This is a genomic window from Microbacterium sp. NPDC055665 (assembly GCF_053618035.1).
Genome location: NZ_JBSHGY010000009.1, coordinates 18,528 through 35,640, shown reverse-complemented (window position 1 = coordinate 35,640; position 17,113 = coordinate 18,528). Strand labels below are relative to the sequence as shown.

16 protein-coding genes are annotated in these 17,113 nt (G+C 70.4%); 9 read left to right on the top strand and 7 right to left on the bottom strand.

The genetic code is table 11. The features are described 5' to 3' along the window. The first annotated feature begins 66 nt into the window (after positions 1-66). Together ACWGO6_RS16030 and ACWGO6_RS16025 are read left to right on the top strand one after the other, a co-directional pair. A complete protein-coding gene (locus ACWGO6_RS16030; RefSeq protein ID WP_452327246.1) occupies positions 67-930 on the top strand; it encodes a hypothetical protein in 864 nt (287 codons plus the stop codon). Beyond that, a complete protein-coding gene (locus ACWGO6_RS16025) occupies positions 927-1,775 on the top strand; it encodes an SMP-30/gluconolactonase/LRE family protein (protein WP_452327245.1) in 849 nt (282 codons plus the stop codon). The genes ACWGO6_RS16030 and ACWGO6_RS16025 overlap by 4 nt, the downstream gene beginning before the upstream one ends. Before the next feature lie 220 nt (positions 1,776-1,995). Here ACWGO6_RS16025 and ACWGO6_RS16020 read toward each other — a convergent pair whose 3' ends face one another. Together ACWGO6_RS16020 and ACWGO6_RS16015 are read right to left on the bottom strand one after the other, a co-directional pair. After that, entirely contained in the window at positions 1,996-2,850 is an 855-nt protein-coding gene (locus ACWGO6_RS16020; RefSeq protein WP_136041798.1) for a fumarylacetoacetate hydrolase family protein, read from the bottom strand. Positions 2,851-2,863: 13 nt separating this feature from the next. After that, positions 2,864-3,838, bottom strand: coding sequence for a C-terminal binding protein (locus tag ACWGO6_RS16015; RefSeq protein WP_452327244.1), 975 nt, complete (start codon positions 3,836-3,838; stop codon positions 2,864-2,866). Positions 3,839-4,076: 238 nt separating this feature from the next. Here ACWGO6_RS16015 and ACWGO6_RS16010 point away from each other — a divergent pair, with 238 nt between their 5' ends. Beyond that, positions 4,077-4,826: an SDR family NAD(P)-dependent oxidoreductase gene (locus ACWGO6_RS16010; RefSeq protein ID WP_136041796.1), complete on the top strand. Its 750-nt coding sequence runs from the start codon at positions 4,077-4,079 to the stop codon at positions 4,824-4,826. Beyond that, on the top strand, positions 4,819-5,193 hold the full coding sequence (locus tag ACWGO6_RS16005; RefSeq protein ID WP_240745049.1) for a nuclear transport factor 2 family protein: 375 nt from the start codon (positions 4,819-4,821) through the stop codon (positions 5,191-5,193). Before ACWGO6_RS16010 ends, ACWGO6_RS16005 begins: the two co-directional genes overlap by 8 nt. Before the next feature lie 388 nt (positions 5,194-5,581). Here ACWGO6_RS16005 and dinB read toward each other — a convergent pair whose 3' ends face one another. Continuing rightward, positions 5,582-6,778, bottom strand: coding sequence for a DNA polymerase IV (dinB, locus tag ACWGO6_RS16000; RefSeq protein WP_136041795.1), 1,197 nt, complete (start codon positions 6,776-6,778; stop codon positions 5,582-5,584). 103 nt (positions 6,779-6,881) lie between these two features. Between dinB and ACWGO6_RS15995 the strand changes: the two genes are divergently transcribed. Further along, the gene (locus ACWGO6_RS15995; RefSeq protein WP_452327243.1) at positions 6,882-7,712 is read left to right on the top strand and encodes a zinc-ribbon domain-containing protein; all 831 of its coding nucleotides are present in this window, start codon (positions 6,882-6,884) and stop codon (positions 7,710-7,712) included. Positions 7,713-7,896: 184 nt separating this feature from the next. Here the strand turns inward: ACWGO6_RS15995 and ACWGO6_RS15990 are convergent, their stop codons facing one another. From ACWGO6_RS15990 to ACWGO6_RS15975, 4 genes are read right to left on the bottom strand one after another with little or no spacing between them, the layout of a single operon-like run. After that, on the bottom strand, positions 7,897-8,973 hold the full coding sequence (locus ACWGO6_RS15990) for an enolase C-terminal domain-like protein (protein WP_452327242.1): 1,077 nt from the start codon (positions 8,971-8,973) through the stop codon (positions 7,897-7,899). Beyond that, a complete protein-coding gene (locus tag ACWGO6_RS15985; RefSeq protein WP_452327241.1) occupies positions 8,970-9,725 on the bottom strand; it encodes an SDR family NAD(P)-dependent oxidoreductase in 756 nt (251 codons plus the stop codon). Before ACWGO6_RS15985 ends, ACWGO6_RS15990 begins: the two co-directional genes overlap by 4 nt. Positions 9,726-9,778: 53 nt before the next feature. Further along, a complete protein-coding gene (locus ACWGO6_RS15980) occupies positions 9,779-11,170 on the bottom strand; it encodes a hypothetical protein (RefSeq protein WP_452327240.1) in 1,392 nt (463 codons plus the stop codon). Positions 11,171-11,204: 34 nt separating this feature from the next. Further along, the gene (locus ACWGO6_RS15975; RefSeq protein WP_452327239.1) at positions 11,205-13,436 is read right to left on the bottom strand and encodes a peptidase C14; all 2,232 of its coding nucleotides are present in this window, start codon (positions 13,434-13,436) and stop codon (positions 11,205-11,207) included. 150 nt (positions 13,437-13,586) lie between these two features. Between ACWGO6_RS15975 and ACWGO6_RS15970 the strand changes: the two genes are divergently transcribed. From ACWGO6_RS15970 to ACWGO6_RS15955, 4 genes are all read left to right on the top strand, one after another. Further along, the gene (locus ACWGO6_RS15970; protein WP_452327238.1) at positions 13,587-14,237 is read left to right on the top strand and encodes a GntR family transcriptional regulator; all 651 of its coding nucleotides are present in this window, start codon (positions 13,587-13,589) and stop codon (positions 14,235-14,237) included. A gap of 8 nt (positions 14,238-14,245) precedes the next feature. Then, a complete protein-coding gene (locus ACWGO6_RS15965; protein ID WP_452327237.1) occupies positions 14,246-15,088 on the top strand; it encodes an SDR family NAD(P)-dependent oxidoreductase in 843 nt (280 codons plus the stop codon). A gap of 133 nt (positions 15,089-15,221) precedes the next feature. Beyond that, positions 15,222-15,407, top strand: coding sequence for a hypothetical protein (locus ACWGO6_RS15960; RefSeq protein WP_452327236.1), 186 nt, complete (start codon positions 15,222-15,224; stop codon positions 15,405-15,407). Between the two features lie 95 nt (positions 15,408-15,502). After that, complete coding sequence (locus ACWGO6_RS15955) at positions 15,503-16,945, top strand: APC family permease (RefSeq protein WP_376102051.1); 1,443 nt, start codon at positions 15,503-15,505, stop codon at positions 16,943-16,945. Positions 16,946-17,113: the final 168 nt, after the last annotated feature.

The following is a 17,113-nucleotide window of genomic DNA, read 5'->3' as shown; positions in this document are numbered from 1 at the left end:
GGTGCGCGGGTCTCCGACGAAGACCACGCATCGCGCGAGTACCCCGAGAAGTAGGCTGAACGCATCATGGACGAGTTCATCCAGGGCTTCTGGAACTTCGCGGGCAACTACTGGTGGCTCATCTTCCCCATCATGGGGATGGCCGGCGGTGCCGCGAAGGCATGGGAGCAGGGCTCCAAGCGTCGTCATGAGCGCCGCCTGGAGACTCTGCGCATGAAGGCGCAGCTGAAGACCGCCGAGATCGAAGCGCGCGCACTCACCCAGCAGGCCAAGCGCCGCGGACCCTCGGTGGTCGACACCACGGCATCCGTCGCCCCGAACGACCTCGTCGCGCGACTGTTCGCCGAGCACGACGAGATCACCGCGCGCTGGCTCGACTACGAACTCGACGTCGCGAAGCTCATCGCCTTCCCCGCCATGAGCGATGGTCGTCAGCCGCTGACCGCCGCGTTCCTGCGCGCCAAGAAGACGGCGGATGCGCTGCGACCGGCATCCGCCGAGGCGAAGGTGTCGGAGCAGCAGATCACCGAATACCTGCAGGCCGTGGGCGACTATGCGGTCGCGTTCGAGATCGCGGAGAAGGATGCCCGGCGGCTGCGCGACTCGACGTTCACCGAGCCGGAGCGCAAGCGCCTCGAGCGCGCCCAGCAGCTGCTCAAGGTCGCGGTCGACGAATCGGCCACGCAGGCCGAGCGCAACGTGGCCTACAAGCGGGTGCGCGAAGAGCTCGACGGCCTGATCCTGCTCTCCGACGACGCCGTTACGGTGCTCGAGAAGCAGGTGGCGCGCGAGCTTCCGGCCGGGGCAGCCACCGCTCCGGCATCCGCAACCGACTCCGCGCCCGGAACCGCACCGGAACCCGAGCGGATGCCGATCGTCGACCCGCTCCGCCCGGCACCCCCGCGAACCCAGCCGAGAGAAGAAGCATGACCCCGGAGAACGTCACCGGTCCCGTCGCCCATCACGCCGAAGGTCCCGTGTGGTGGCCCGGCTGGGGCGGGCTGCGGTGGGTCGACGGCGAGGCCGGCGATCTGCTCACGCTGCGCTCCGACGGGGTGACCCGCCAGCACATCGACGACGAGTACCTGGCCTTCGCACGGCCACGCACGAACGGCGGGCTGGTGGCCGTCGGCGCCCGCACGCTCTACCTCGCGGACGACGTCGACGGCGAGACCCGCGCGGCGGCGACCCTGGGCGACGACCCGCACGTGCGCATGAACGACGGATGCTGCGACCCGCGCGGCCGCCTGCTGGCCGGGTCGATGGCCTACGACTCGACCCCGGACGCGGGGTTCGTGCTGCGCGTCGACGCGGAGCTCGGCACTTCGACCGTGTTGCCCCGGGCCACCATCTCGAACGGCATCGGGTTCTCGCCCGACGGCCGCCGCGCCTACTACGTCGACACCGCCACGCACCGCATCGACGTGTTCGATGTGGCCGAGGGCGAGCTGCGCGGGCGGCGGGCGTTCGTCTCGATTCCCGAGGAGCAGGGATCGCCGGACGGGTTGACGGTCGCCGCGGACGGCAGCGTGTGGGTCGCCCTCTGGGGTGGCAGCGCCGTGCACGGCTACGACGCGACCGGGGCGCTCCTGCAGACGATCGACCTTCCCGTGCCGCAGGTGTCGGCCTGTACGTTCGGCGGAGATGACCTCGGCACGCTCTACATCACGACCTCGGCGCAGGGGCTCCCGGACGACCACGGCACGGAGGCGGGTTCGGTGTTCGCGGTGCGGCCCGGCGTGCGGGGGCTGCCCGTCGCGCTGTTCGCCGGCTGAGACGGGCGCGCCGCGGACTGCGCGCCCTTTCGGCCCCGCCGAATCAGGCGAGTCCACGAAAACAGGCTCCTTCGCAGCGCATCCGCCTGATTTCGCCGGATCGCCTGATCCGGGACATCCCTCCGCGACACCGACGGACCCCCGACGACCTCTGCCCGAGGCACGGTGCACTCAGCAAAAGGAACCGTGCCTCGGACACAGGCCGCCGGGTGGCGCAGGCTCAGCCCAGGTGCACCCGCTCGGTGCGCTGGTGCTGGCGGCCGAGACCCTCGATCTCGATCGTCATCTCGTCGCCGTCCTGCAGGTACGGGAAGCGGCCGGAGAGCGCGACGCCCTGCGGGGTGCCGGTGTTGATCACGTCGCCGGGTTCGAGCACGAGGTACTGGCTCAGCTCGTGCACGATCTGCAGCACCGGGAAGATCATGTCGGCGGTCGACGAGTCCTGACGCGGCTCGCCGTTCACGAACGAGCGCAGCCGCAGCGCCTGCGGGTCGACCTCGTCGGCGGGCACGAGCACGGGACCGAGCGGGTTGAACGTCTCGGAGCACTTGCCCTTCGACCACTGGCCGCCCGAGACATCGAGCTGGTAGGCCCGCTCTGACACGTCGTTCGAGATCGTGTACCCGGCGATCACCTCGCGCGCGGCATCCGGCGACGACAGGTACCGAGCCGTCTTGCCGATCACGATCGCCAGCTCGACCTCCCAGTCGACCTTCTCGGCGCCCGGCGGCAGCAGCACGACGTCGTTCGGGCCGACGACGGTGTTCGGATGCTTGAAGAAGATCACCGGATGCTCGGGCGGCAGCGACCCCGACTCGGCTGCGTGCGCGGCGTAATTCTGGCCGATGCAGACCACCGCGGTCGGACGAGCGACCGGGGCGCCGATGCGCAGCCCCTCGACCTCCGCCGTGGGCAGCTCGCTGCGGCTCAGTGCCGCGCGGACGCGCGCGATGCCGTCGGACGCGAGGAAGGCTCCGTCGATCTCGGCGGTGAGGGGTGCGAGGTCGTAGACGACACCGGCCTCGCGGACGTACGGGCGTTCCTGGCCGGAGGCGCCGAGTCGCAGCAGTTCCATGATGATCCTTCGGTCAGCGCGCGGGGGCGTAGGTCGGGTTGACGATCGGCACGGACTCGCCGGCGAGGTACCGGATGATGTTCTCGGCCGCGTGCACGGGCAGATCCGCCAACGCCTCGGGAGAGAACCAGGCGGCGTGCGGGGTCAGCAGCACCTGCTCGAGGTCGCGGAGCGGGGAGTCGGCGGCGAGGGGTTCGCCCGCGAACACGTCGAGGGCGGCGGCGCCGAGGTGCCCGGCGCGGAGTGAGGCCGCGAGCGCCTCCTCGTCGATGAGCGGACCGCGGCAGGTGTTGACGACGACGGCCCCCGGCTTCATGGTCGCGATGGCTGCGGCATCGATCAGGTGCCGTGTCTCGTCGGTCAGCGGCACGTGCAGGGTGAGGATGTCGGCCCGAGCCACGGCATCCGGGATCTCGACGAGCTCGCAACCGGCCTCGCGCACGGCGTCGGCGGGGGCGTACGGGTCGGCGACGAGCACCCGGAAGCCCAGCGCACGGCAGCCGCGGGCGACCATCGATCCGATGCGACCGAAGCCGAGCACCGAGACGGTGGTGGCCGAGGGGCGCACGGCGAGCGGGCGGGCGTCGACGGCCTTCCAGGTGCCGGCGCGCACGGCGCGGTCGTAGGCGGGGAGGCCGCGGGCCTGCGTCATGATCATCGCGATCGTGTGCGCGGCGACCTCTTCGATGCAATAGCCGGGGGTGTTCGCGACCGCGATGCCGCGCGCAGTGGCGGCCTCGACGTCGACCATGTCGTAGCCGATGCCGACGCGGCTGATGATGCGCAGGTTCGGCATCCGGTCCATCACCTCGCCGGTGATCTGCGCCCACTGCACGACGAGCCCTTCGGCGTCGGAACCGGCCGCGGCGATGTCTGCGAGGCTGCCGGAGGCGGCACGATCGGCACGCAGCCCCGCCTGCCGGAGGGTGTCTTCGATGACGGTTCCTGGCAGGTCGCAGTCGCTGACGAGGATGAAGGGCTCAGTCATGACAGCGATGCTATAGCATCTAGCAGATGTCTGCACGGCGCTGCTGCGAGCTGGCGCCGTGAGCTGGCTCCGTGGGGTGAGGCTGTGGGGCTCGCTCGGGTCGAGGCCACCGGGGCGAAAACCCAGACGAACCGATGCGGCATCCGCGTGTCGAGGCTCGGCGCGCCGTAGCCGCCCTCGATCGTCTCCCTTTTTTGGCCTCGGCGCCGCACCCGCATTTTGCTATAGCATCGGACGCATGACTACGCGCCGCGCTCTGATCACGGGGGCCAGTTCCGGCATCGGAACCGCCGCCGCCCTCGACCTCGCCCGGGAAGGCACCGCCCTCTGGATCACGTATGCGGGGCGGGAGGCCGAAGCCCTCCGTGTCGCCGAGGAATGCCGCGCTGCCGGATCGCCCGAGGTGCACGTCTCGCGCCTCGACCTGCGCGAACGCGAGTCGATCGACGCGCTGGTCGACGAGATCACGGCCGCCTGGGGCTCGCTGCACGTGCTCGTCAACAACGGCGGCGTCTGCCCGTACACCCCCTATGACGACATCGACTTCGACGAGTGGGACATGGTCCTCGAGACCAACGCCCGCGGCACGTTCTTCCTGACCCGCGGCGCCCTCCCGCTGCTACGGTCCGCCGAGGGAGATCGCTCCGTGATCAACATCGCCTCGATCGCCGGGCAGGTCGGCGCGCTGCAGACCGGCATCCACTATGCCGCGAGCAAGGGAGCGATGCTCGCCATCACGCGCAGCTTCGCCCGGCACCTCGCATCCGAGGGCATCCGCGTGAACGCCGTCACCCCCGGCCCGGTCAAGAGCGCGATCACCGACCAGTTGCAGGGCGCGGGCCGCGAGAAGCTCGAAGCCGGCATCCCGCTCGGGGCGTTCGGGCAGCCGGAAGACGTCGCCTGGATCATCTCCTCCCTCGCATCGGAGCGCGCTCGCTTCATCACCGGAGCCACCTACGACGTCAACGGAGGCGTTCGCATTGACTGACCTCATCTCCCGCTCTGCCACCTCCCGCTCTGCCGCCTCCCGCTCTGCCCTGGACACCGTGCAGGCGCAGCTCGACGCGTTCAACGCGCACGACCTCGACGCCTTCGTGGCCACCTATGCCGCGGATGCTGTGATCACCGGCGTCGCTCCCGAGCCCGTGGTGGGGTCGGCCGCGATCCGCGCGTTCTACGAGCCGCGGCTGCAGAACCCCGAGCTGTCGTGCGTGATCGAGACGAGCGTGCTGTTCGGTGCCCGGTGGGTCGTCGCGCAGGAGCAGGTCATCAACGGGGGCGTCGCCACCGAGACCATCGCGACCTTCGACGTGGTCGACGGGCTGATCTCCCGCGCCTCGATGCTCAAGGCCTGATGCTGCGCAGGACGCGGCGTCACATTCGGCGGTAGACGTCCGAGCGGTGGGCGATAGAGCCGTCCCGACGCGAAGGAGCCCTCCCAGCGAGAAGGCGCCCTCCTTACCTGAAGGAGATCTCGCGGCTAGGAGCCCTCCCGGCTACATGACCTCCGACATGAAAGAGATCTCGCCGCTAGGAGCCCTCCCGACATGAAGGAGATCTCACGAAATGAAGGAGATCTCGCGAAATGAAGGAGCCATCCGCGAAAAGACTCCTTCATATCGTGTGATCTCCTTCAGAACGCGCGGTCACAGCGGCCGAACGTGCGGTCACAGCGACCGAACGCGCGGGCACAGCTGCCGAACGCGCGGTCGCAGCGGCCGAACGTGCGAGGCCCGGCGCGGCTCACTCGTGCTCGGGCAGGATCGGCGACGACCACCCCGGGTCGCGACCCAGCTGCGCCGCCCGCGAGACCGAAGTCGACCCGTAGCGGTCACGCAGCGTGTCGAGCACGGAGTCGAGGCGCGCCTCATCACCCCAGTCGATCGGCAGCTCGGGCTGCACGTCTCCTGCGCGGTCGAGCTGCGACAGCGAGATGCCGATCAGAGTGATGCCGCGCGCGGTGATGTCGGCCTGAGCCGCGGCGAGCAGGGCACGGGCAACGGTGAGCACGATGGCGGTGCGGTCGGTGGGAGCGCGCAGCGAGCGAGAACGGGTGGCTTTCGTGAAGTCGCCGAAGCGCAGGCGCAGCACGACGGTGCGGCAGACGCGGTCGCCGTCGCGGAGCCGCCGAGCGAGCCGGTCGACGATCTGCGTGAGGATGAGGTCGAGCTCCTCGGCAGATCGCGGGCGTCTCCCGAGCGCACGCTGCGAGCCGATGGATCCCCGCCGCCGAGTGGCGTCGACCGGTCGCGGATCCCGTAGCCGAGCGAGCGCGTGCACATGCGCGCCCGTCGCCTTGCCCAGCATCCGCTCCGCTGTCGCGGCTTCGAGCTCGGCGAGCTCGCCGACGGTGCGGATGCCGTAGCGGTGCAGCTTCTCGGCCGTCACGGCTCCCACACCCCACAGCCGTTCGACCGGGAGCGGCAGCAGGAACTCCTCCTCCCGCTCGGGCTCGACGACCAGCAGGCCGTCGGGTTTGCTCACGGCGCTGGCGACCTTGGCGAGGAACTTCGTGCGAGCGACCCCGACCGAGATCGCCAGCCCGGCCTCCGCGCGCACGCGTTCGCGCAGCCGCGCCGCGATCTGCTCCGGCGTACCGGCGATGCGTCGCAGACCCCCGACCTCGAGAAACGCCTCGTCGATCGAGAGGCCCTCGACGAGCGGCGTGGTGTCGCGGAAGATCGCGAACACGTCTTTGCTCGCGGCGGAGTAGGCGTCCATGCGCGGAGGGACGACGACGGCGTCGGGGCAGAGTTCGCGCGCCTGCCGGCCGCCCATCGCCGTGCGGACACCGCGCGCCTTCGCCTCGTAGCTCGCGGCCAGCACGACCCCGCCGCCCACGATGACGGGACGACCGCGCAGCTCGGGCGCATCACGCTGCTCGACCGAGGCGTAGAACGCATCGAGGTCGGCGTGCAGCACCGTGGCTTCCCCGCGCATCCGTTCTCCCGTCGACGTGCGGATCGTCGCACGGACCGGGGACATCCGGGTCGGGATCGAGCAGGGGCGGCGGGATGTCGGTGCTCGCGGATATCGTCGGCGCGTGCCGGAACCGGTGATGCAGTGGTGGGCGCGACGGCAGTTCTCCCGCGGTCGCGCCGTTCCGTATGACGTGGGCACCTACCGCGCCGGATGGGCGGCGTACCCCGAGCTGATCCGCCAGTACCACCCGGAGCTGAACCACGGCATCGCCCTCTCGCAGATCCCGCTCGCCGCGGACGTGCTCCTGTGCTGGGAGTGCCCGGTCGGGCATCGGTTCGCCGCCACCCCGGCCGAGCAGCGCGAACGCCCTGGGCAGGTGCGGCGCCGCTCCGCCTGGTGCCCGGAGTGTTCCGCGCTGGCCCGCCCGCAACCGGTCGTGCTCGGCGAAGCACGCGCCATTCCCCGCAAGCCCCGTCGCCCCGCACCCGCACTCTGCACCAAGACTCCCGACCTTCCCGCCGGCACCGCGTTCGTGAGCGAGTGCGCGCCGCGGCCGGCATCCGCGGCGGAAGGACGCCTGCGCGCGGAGCTCGCGGCACGGATCGAGTTCGACGCGGCCGTGAACGCGGTGAAGGTGTCGCGTCCGTTCTTCCGCCACACCGAGATCTGGCCCGACATCGTGTTCCCGGAGCTGCGGGTAGCGCTCGAGTACGACACGGTCGGCCGTCACGGTCTGGAGCACGTCGGCAAGAGACAGGATGCCGATCTGCGGAAAGACCGCGCCCTCCGCGCCGCGGGGTGGGAGGTCATCCGCATCCGCACCGGGAAGCTCGAGCCCCTCGGGCCGCACGACCTCGCGCTGTCGTCGGTGAGCGGGAAGAGTATCGCGCGGATTCTCGACGAGCTGCGGGCGATCCGCGGCGCACTCCTCGTGGACGCGTATCTCCGGTGATGTGGGTCTAGGTATGCCAGGCGTCGAGCAGCGTCCGGCTCCGTGCAGCGTGCGGCGCTAGGTCGCTCTCCCCGGCCGCGCGGCCACCCGTCGCGAAGGAGAACTCTCGAAATGAAGGAGCCGACAGCGCAGAGCGGCCTTCATTCCGCGAGTTCTCCTTCAGAACGTGCGGCGGACCGTCCCCTCAGTCCTTCCCGAACCGGAACACGCCCGGATCGAGCGCGAACCCGAGGCCCGCAGCATCCGTCGGCCGGATCCGCCCCTCGAACGACGGACCGCCGCGCACGAACGACGGCGCCGGGTCATAGGGGTTGATGCCGCGCGCGAAGGTCTCGACGCCGATGCCGAGGTGGGCGGTGACTTCGGGATAGACGTGCCCCGAGACCGGCACGCCGCGCTCGGCGGCCCAGGCGATCAGCTCGCGCGCCGGGGTCACACCGCCGATCGCCACCACGTCGATCCGCAGCGCATCCACTTCACCGACCTCGACCAGAGCCTTCAGCACCGCAGGGTCGGTGACCTCATCGCCGACCGAGAGGGCAAGTCCCGACTCCCGACGGATGCGTGCAACACCCGCGGCATCTTCGGGCAGCAGCGGGTCTTCGAGCCAGGCCAGCTGCGGGTCGCCCCACTGCGCGATCTCGGCCAGGGCGGCATCGGCATCCGGCCAACCGAAGCCGACATCGACGATCAGGCCGGTCGCGGAGGGCAGCTCGGCGTTCAGCAGAGCGAGCAGCTCACGCATATATGCCGGATCCGGAATGCGCGAGATCTTCACGTGCGTCCAGCCGTCTGCCTGCGCGAGCACCTCGTCGGCGACCTCGCGCGGCGTGCGGGATGCCGACGGATACGCGGCGACGAGGATCGAGTCCCGCGGGGCGTCTCCGGTGCCGAGCATCTTCCACAGCGGCACGTCCGCCCGCCGGGCCGCGATGTCCCACAGTGCGATGTCGACGAGGCCGATCGCCCGCCGCACGAGACCCACCCGGCCGACGATGGCACTGCCGCGCAGCATCCGCTCCCACGTCGACGCGGGGTCGTCGGCATCCGCACCCACCGCATGCCCCGCAACTAGTCGGTCGACGATCTCGGCCATCGGCGCCTCGCGCGACAAGCAGTACGCCACTCCGGTCGTGCCGTCGTCGGCCGTCGCCCGCACCGCGCTGTACTCGCGGCGGGTCACGGTCATCGCGCCCAGCTGCAGCGGGGCGGGCAGGGGCAGCGCGGCCGTGGCCGTGTCGATGCGGGCGATCGCGCTCATTCGGGCTTCTTCGCCAGGGGCACGCCGTAGTCGACCATGAAACCACCGTCGACGTACAGGGTCTGACCGTTCATGTAGCGCGACTGGTCGGAGACGAGGAAGCTGACCGCCGCAGCGATCTCGCTCGCCTCACCCAGGCGCTTCGCGGGGATGCGCGACAGGATCGTGTCGAGGCTGAGGGTGCCCGCCTCGACGCCCTGCCGGAAGACACCCGTGTCGACGTAGCCGGGGGCGACCGCATTGACCCGCACACCGCGCGAGGCCCACTCCGCACCGGCGGTCGAGGTGAGGCCGATCACCGCGGCCTTCGTGGTGGCGTACGGCGCGCGCCCCGACGAACCGCGCGAGGAGATCGACGAGATGTTCACGACGCGGCCCTCGCCGCGCTCCAGCATCCGCTTGCCCGCGGCCTGCAGTGCCGAGAAGACGCCGTGCAGGTTGACGTCGACCACCGCCGACCACTCGTCCCAGCTGAGGTCTTCGATGCCGCGATGGCGCTGGATGCCGGCGTTGTTGACGAGCACCTCGATGGGTCCGAGCTCGGCCTCGATCTCGCCGAAAACCCGGTCGACGCCGGCGTGGTCGGTCACGTCGAGCTCGCGCCACAGGATGCTGGCGGGGTTCTCTCCCGCGGTGAGTCCGGGCACGCGGTCGGCGGCGACGACCGTGTAGCCGTCGGCGGCGAGGCGCTGGCCGATCTCCCAGCCGATGCCGGCGGATCCTCCGGTGACGATGGCGACGGGCGCGGTCATTGCTCTCCTCAGGGGTTCGAGATTTGCTATAGCAAGTGTAGTCGGAGGGCGGGTCAGCGGGGGATCAGGTCCGCCACGACCGCCGTGACGTGCTCCACGAGCAAGTCCAGGGCGCCCGGCGCGAGCGGGGTCTGCCACGCCTGATACGCCCCGCGCTCATACGCGTCCCGCGTCGGCAGGTACACGAAGCCGGGACCGTTGGTGAGGTTCATCACGACGATCGGCGTCTCCGGGAACCTCACCCGCAACGTCGTCTGCAAGCGCGAGTACGCCTCGCCGGGGTGCCCGAGGATCACGGCATCCCCGAGCCGCCAGGCCCAGACCGGATGCTGCACGGTCGGGCCGTCGATGTAGCCGTCGCGCAGGTTGCGCGCGCGACCGAGGCGCTCCTCGCGCGAGCGGGGGTCGATGTCCTTCCACTCCTCGGCAAGCTCGTCGAGCGTCGGCAGGACACGCAGCGGCAGCTCGACCGATGTCACCGAACCGGCCGCCCCTTCCCCACCCCGAGCAGCCTGCCCCGCCCAGATCGCCAACGGAGCACCGGACTCCACCACGCCCTCGAGCGTCAACTCCTCCCCGGGCGCCGGCAGCGAGTCGAGGGCCGCGAGCACCGCGTGCCCGAGCGAGCGTCCGTGGCGGTCGGCGACCGTGACGTCGCCGGTGTACTGCTCGCGCGGGGCCAGCTCGCCGGAGGCACCCTGCACGAACAGACACGGCGCACCCGTGGCGGCCTCGACGATCTCGCGCATCGCGCCGACGTAGTCCGGCGACACCTCCCGGCTCTGCCAGGCGAGCGTGGTCGGGTGGCACGCGTAATTCACGAGCGTGCCGAGCACCGCACCATCGACGCTGAGGCGGCCGATCATGACGGTGTCGTCGGCGGTGCCGGCCGGGTTGTACCCCACCAGCGCTCGACCGTCGACGTCGAGCTCGCGGTCGGCCGCGAGGGTGCAGCGCCCGGTGGTCCACTCGATGAGCCCCGGGACCGCGCCGTCGAGCGCCTCGCGCCCGGCGGCGATGCCCGCGGCGGCGAGCGCCTCGAGGTACCCGGGAATCAGCTCGCCGCCGGGCAGGTGCGCATCGGCGGCGCAGAGCACGGCACCGGCGTGAGTGTGCGAGAGCGAGAGCATCAGCTGGTCGGGATCGAGCCCGAGCCCGTCGAGGATCGCCCCGCGGACGCCTTGCTCGTCGGCCACCCGACGCCACCAGGTGCCGTCCGCCGCGAGCAGCAGTCGCGGGCGCTCGTCACCGCCGATCACGGCGAGCGCGGTCAGCTCGAACGGGCGATGCGCCCCCTCGGAGCGCTCCCAGTCGGCGGGCCCCCAATTCTTCGCGCGGATGCCGACGGGCGGAGTGATGTCCTGGCGGGCCACGCCGATACGCGCCCTCGTGCGCGGGATCCGGATGCGATCGCCGAGATGGGTGGCCGATGCCGTGTCGTTCACTCGAAGTCCTCCATGTGCTCCATGATGCCGTCGGTCACGCGCTCGTGAGCACGTCGGCGATCAGCACGCGGCCTCCGGCCTCGGGGAGATCCGCCTCGACGCCACGCTCGACGTTGTCGCTGTAGAGGAGCGTGGACGGCTCCGAGAAGCCGTCGGCCAGCCGCAGCCGTCCGCCGACGAATTGGCTGCCGGTGACGCGTGCGTGGTTGACGCCCGTGCCGATGTCGACGTGCGCCACGCCCTTCGGCGCCGTCGAGGTCACGCCGTTCAGACGCCAGGTGATGACCCCGGAACCGGCGGCTCGGGACAGCATGGCTCCCTCGCCGCGCTCGGTGCTGAGCTCGACCCCGTCCACCGCGATGACCTGGTCGCGCACCGCGGTCGCGGTGAGCAGGACATCGCGCACCGCGCCGCCTCGGATGGTCACCCGCGACGCACCGAACTCGGCCGCAGCACCCTTCGCGGGACCGCTCAACCGGCAGTCGACGAACTCGACGGCGCCGGCACCGCGCGCCTTCACCCCGTCGATCCCCGTGATCGTGCAGCGCACGAAGCTCACGGGCACCGTGACCGGGGTCTGGATGAGCACCTGGTCTTTGGAGAGCGCGAAGGTGCAGTCCTCGATCGTCGTCGGCCGCGAGGATCGGGCCGAGCGCTGACCGATGGCCAGCAGTCCGGCGGTGCAGCCGCGCAGCTGGGCGCCGTCGGCGTTGATCGTCATGGTCGCCTGCGGGTCGAAGGTCGACCGTCCGATGACGCGGACGTTCTCGAGCGTCAGATCGCTGATCTTGGTGCCGGCGACGAACCACGAGCAGACGTGATCGCGCACCGTGATCCGCTTGGCGGAGGTGCCCCACTGCGCGCCGGAGTTGGCGATGTCCATCAGCCCCGAGTTGCCGATGAAGGTGAGGTCGTGCTCGTACTGACCGTGGGTGGTGAAGGGGTTCCCGCCCTGATCGTCGCCGTCACCGTGGCAGTTCTCGACGATGCAGTACGCGCTGGCGGTCAGGTCGTTGAGGTGCCGCGCGTTCGACGACGTGCAGTCGCTCACCCGGCCGTAGAGGCAGTAGATCTGCTGCGTGAGGTACCCCGCGCCCCCGTAGAACACCGTGGGCGGGTTCTCGACGGAGCAGCGCTCGGTCGTGAAGTGGGTGTTCCACCTCCGCATCACGACCGGCCACCAGGTGCGGCTCGCGTGCACATCGGCGACATCGCATCCGATCGCGTACTCGAAGGCGATCGGATGCGATCCGGTCAGCTCGCGGGAGTCGGGAAACGAGCCGTCGGTGGGCCCGTCGAAGGGGCCGGCGCCGAGGAACCGCATGTTCGAGATGCGCACTCCTTCGACGGGGGCCATCTGTCGCCAGGTGAGCTTGCGTCCCTTGTCCAGCGGCCACCCGTTGAGGTAGTCGATCCGGATGTGCGTCCCGTCGATCTGCTGCGTCACCTGGACGAACCGCTGGATCTCGCGCTCATCGGCTCCGCCTCCGGCGACCGGGTCGCACTGCACCGCCCACCAGGAGTCCACCGGGAACTTTGCCGCATCGGGCACGGCGACGGCATCCGTCAGCTCGGGCCAGGCCTCCGCCAGCGGATGCTCGACGACGACGTCTCGCGACTCCCCGGTGAAGAACATCACCGCACCGAACGGGTTGTCGTGGGTGTTCGCCTCGATGCCCTCCGTCGAGATGACATGACCGCCGAAGTCGATCTCGAGGTGGGACCGCGTGAAGCGATGCCGCCGCTGGAACAGCAGATCCGTGTGCGCTTCGATCCGGGCGACGCGGGGATCGTTCACCATCGCGGCGAGCGCATCGTCGGCCGCCGTCTTCGGCCCCGTGATGCCGAAGACCCGGAAGTCGACGGTGCCGTCGTGCTGCAGCAGCCAGCTGGTGCCGCGCTTGCCGGCGATCACCGTGCCACCGTTGGGCTTGAGCTTCGCGTTCTCGCTGCCCACGTACACGAGCAGCCCCGCGTCGCCCGGCGTCCGGTACCCGGCGACGATCGCCACCTCACCGTCCCGCGCGCGGAGCCGCGACAGCTCGGCGACGGATTCCGCCCGGGTGATGTCTTTCGCCCCGGCGACGACGGGGGCAGCCTGCGCGGGTGTCGTGGCGGCGAGGGAGCCGGCAGCCCCGAGCGCGACCGCACCGAGCCCGGCCATGAGGGCGCGGCGACCGGCGGAGCGCACGCTCGCTTCCCGCGACATCGCCTCCGCGGGCGCATCCGCGGGCACATCCGCCACAACGGGCGATCCATCGGTCATGACAACCCCTTCGTCATCGGTTCAGAGTCTTTGCTATAGCATCTAGCAGATCTCCGCCGGTGTCCACCCATCCGCGAAATGCCATAGCATCGAGCGAACGAATGCGCGCCCGCTCGACGGGGCTGCGCCGCGGATCGAGAGGGCCCCCGAATGCGCAGCGTCTCGGATCAGAACATCGCCGAACAGGTCGCGGACGAGCTGCGCGCTGCCATCCACTCCGGAGAGCTCGCCCCCGGGGAGCGCCTCGTCGAGCGCAAGCTCGCCGACCGCCTCGGCGTGAGTCACATCCCGGTGCGTGAAGCCCTGACCCGCCTCGCCGAGGAGCGCCTGATCACCCGCGAGCCGCGCCGCGGCGCCCGCGTCGCGCAGTTGAGTGCGCAGGATCTGGAAGAGATCTCGAGCCTGCGGATCGTGCTCGAGCAGTTCATGGCCATCCGTGTGCAGGAGCGGTGGAACGAGGAGTCCGCTGCCCGACTCGGGGCCATCATCCAGGCGATGTCGGATGCGGCACCCGGCGACATCGACGAGGTCCTGCGCCAGGACCGTTTGTTCCACGAGACCCTCGCCGACCTCGCCGAGCATCGCTTCCTCGACGAGCTGAGCGGGCAACTGCGCGGCCGCATCACCGGCTTCCTGCATGCGGCGAACGCGGCGCTCGACCCTGCCGAGCAGGAGGGGCACGTGCACAGCCACCAGCAGATCGTCGACGCCATCGCCAGCGGCGACCCCGAACAGGCGCAGGCGGTCATCGCCGAGCACGTGACCCGGGCGGTCCGTCGCATCACCCCGACGGCCGAGTGACGCGACCCGTGCCTCAGAAGACGATCGTCCTCACCGGAGCATCCGACGGGATCGGGGCTGCGGCCGCCCGCCAGCTCGCGGCGTCACCGCACCGGCTCATCCTGATCGGCCGGTCCGTCGAGAAGACCCGCGCGATCGCGGAGGAGACCGGGGCGGAGTGGTTCACCGCCGACTTCGCCCGCCTCGACGACGTGCGGGCTCTGGCGGCGAAGATCACGGATGCCGTCGGCGATGAGGGCATCCATGTGTTGGCGAACAACGCCGGCGGCATCTTCGGGGATCGGACGCCCACCGTCGACGGCTTCGAGAAGACGATGCAGGTCAACCACCTCGCACCGTTCCTGCTCACGAACCTGCTGCTGCCGCAGCTGCGGGCATCCGGCGGGGCGGTCATCAACACCTCGAGCATCGCCCACCGCCTCTTCGGGCACATCGACGTCGACGACCTCGACAACACCCGCCGCTTCAGCCCCAACAAGGCGTACGGCGACGCGAAGCTCGCCAACGTGCTGTTCGCGAAGAGCCTGCACACGAAGTTCCATGCCGAGGGGCTCAGCGCGGTCGCGTTCCATCCCGGCACCGTGCAGACGAACTTCGCGTCCGACTCGTCGAGCGTCATGCGCCTGCTCTACCGCACGCCCCTCAAGCACCTGCTGCTGATCGGGGCCGACAAGGGCGGCGACACCCTCCGCTGGTTCCTCGAGGGCACTCCGGGAGAGACGTGGCTCTCCGGCGCCTACTATGACGAGCGCCAGCTCACCGCGAAGGTCAATCCGCAGGTGCACGACCCGGATCTCGCCGAGGCCCTCTGGCAGCGCAGCGCCGAGCTCGTCGGCATCCCCGCGCGCTGATCCCCCTCCCTTCCTCCCGTCCCCTCTCCGTCCCCCCTCGCCCCGCCCCCTCGCCCCGCCCCCTCCCGTCCCTCCCCCTTCGCCGAGTGCACGGCTTCCCGCCGAGTGCACGGCTTCGTCGCGGGAGCACCCCGTGCACTCGGCAACATCCCGCGCACTCGACAGCGGTGGCAGCGGCAGCGGCGGCAGCGGCAGCGGCGGCAGCGGCAGCGGCAGCGGCGGCAGCGGCGGCAGCGGCAGCGGCAGCGGCGGTGGTGGTGGCCCGACGGATGCTGCGGATGGACGCACGCACAGGCGCCGGAACTGGCCAGAAGTCTGATTGAGGAGCAACCGAGGCGGGCGTAACGTGTTACAGGCCAAAAGCTCAGCCATCGCACGCCGCCCCCACCAGGGCGGCCACTCAGGGAGGCAAGGATGCCCCGCACGAATCCGAAGAATCCGGCGTACTCCGTCTGGCGGCGCAAGCCGGTCGGCGATCTGAACGAAGAGGCGGAGAGCAGCGGTCTCTTCAAATCCCTCGGGCTGTGGCAGCTCACCGCGATCGGCGTCGGCGGCATCGTCGGAGTCGGGATCTTCTCGCTCGCCGGACTCGTCGCGCACGGCGATGCCACGAACCCCGGCGTCGGACCCGCCGTCGTCATCTCGTTCCTCATCGCCGGGCTGGCCTCGGCGGCCGCCGCACTCTCGTACGCGGAGTTCGCGGGAATGATCCCCCGAGCCGGATCGGCGTACAGCTACGGCTACGTCGCGCTCGGCGAGATCACCGGCTGGTTCATCGGCTGGGACCTGCTCCTCGAATACGTGGCCATCGTCGCCGTCGTGGCGATCGGGATCTCCGGTTACCTCGACGCGTTCCTCTCCGGGTTCGGCGTGCACCTGCCGACCGCGGTCACCGAGACGTTCGACCAGCCGGGCGGCGTCGTCAACATCCCGGCGATCCTGATCTGCCTGCTCGTGACGTTCCTCCTCAGCCGCGGCACCAAGACCTTCGGCCGATTCGAGCTGGTGGCGGTGGCGATCAAGATCCTGCTGATCCTGTTCATCGTGGGGCTCGGCATCTTCTACATCAACACCGACAACTACAGCCCGTTCATGCCGTCCGGCTTCGGTCCGGTCTTCACCGGGGCGGCGACGGTGTTCTTCGCGGTGTTCGGCTACGACGCGATGAGCACCGCGGCCGAAGAGGCGAAGGACGGGCGCAAGCACATGCCGAAGGCGATCATCCTGTCGCTCGTCATCGCCATGCTGCTCTACGTGGCCGCGACGCTGGTGCTCACCGGCATGCAGAACTACCAGGACATCGATCCGAAGGCCGGCTTCGCGTCGGCGTTCTCCAGCGTCGGGCTGCCCGTCATCGCGTCGATCATCTCCGTGTTCGCGGTGCTCTCGATCCTCACGGTCATGCTCACGTTCCTCCTCGGCGCCACCCGCGTGTGGTTCTCGATGAGCCGCGACGGACTGCTCCCCGGCTGGTTCTCGAAGGTCGACGGTCGCGGTGTGCCCCAGCGGGTGACCTGGATCGCCGGCATCGGGTCCGCGTTCTTCGCGGGAATCTTCCCGATCCGGGCTGTCGCCGACCTGACGAACATCGGCATCCTGGCGGCGTTCGTCGTGGTGTGCATCGCCGTCGTCGTGTTCCGCTACACGAAGCCGGATGCCCCGCGCACGTTCCGGCTGCCGTTCATGCCGGTGGTGCCGATCGTCGGCGTCGGCTTCTCGCTGTTCCTCATCTCGCAGCTGCACTGGGAGACGTGGCTGCGCTTCGGCGTCTGGCTCGTGATCGGGCTCGTCGTGTACTTCGCCTACGGTCGCCGCCACTCGCTGATGAACCCCGACAGCCCGCGCCGCCCGCGCTGACCACCGCGTCGGCCCTCGCTCGGCCACTCCCGCGCGGTCACTCCCGCCCCTCGCCCCCTGCGCCCCTCGCCCCTTTCGCCCCTGCGCCGAGTGCACGGCTTCGCGCCGAGTGCACGGCTTCTTCACGTCGAGAAGCCGTGCACTCGAGAACAACCCGTGCACTCGCGG